The organism is Neisseria sp. P0021.S007 (assembly GCF_051956855.1).
Genome location: NZ_JBQCXA010001248.1, coordinates 1 through 510, shown reverse-complemented (window position 1 = coordinate 510; position 510 = coordinate 1). Strand labels below are relative to the sequence as shown.

The 510-nt window shown below is 47.6% G+C and carries 1 pseudogene; it reads left to right on the top strand.

What is annotated here, in order from left to right:
• Positions 1–510: pseudogene (locus tag ACTHUR_RS18560) on the top strand (F0F1 ATP synthase subunit alpha); the annotation flags it as partial.

Here is a 510-nt window from a genome sequence, read left to right as displayed (position 1 = left end):
GATCATTGGTGACCGTCAAACAGGTAAAACAGCCGTAGCATTGGATGCTATTGTTAACCAAAAAGGTACAGGCGTTATTTGTATTTATGTCGCAATCGGTCAAAAAGCATCTTCTATTGCTAACGTAGTACGCAAATTGGAAGAGCATGGTGCAATGGAACACACGATTGTGGTTGCTGCGACTGCTTCTGAGGCTGCCGCTCTGCAATATATCGCACCTTATGCAGGTTGTACTATGGGCGAGTTCTTCCGCGACCGCGGTGAAGACGCATTGATCGTATATGATGACTTGTCCAAACAAGCTGTTGCTTACCGTCAAATTTCCCTGTTGCTGCGCCGCCCACCCGGACGCGAAGCATATCCTGGCGACGTTTTCTATCTGCACTCCCGCTTGTTGGAACGTGCGGCTCGTGTAAATGAACACGAAGTTGAAAAACTGACTAATGGCGAAGTGATAGGTAAAACAGGCTCTTTGACTGCATTGCCGATTATTGAAACCCAAGCCGGTGA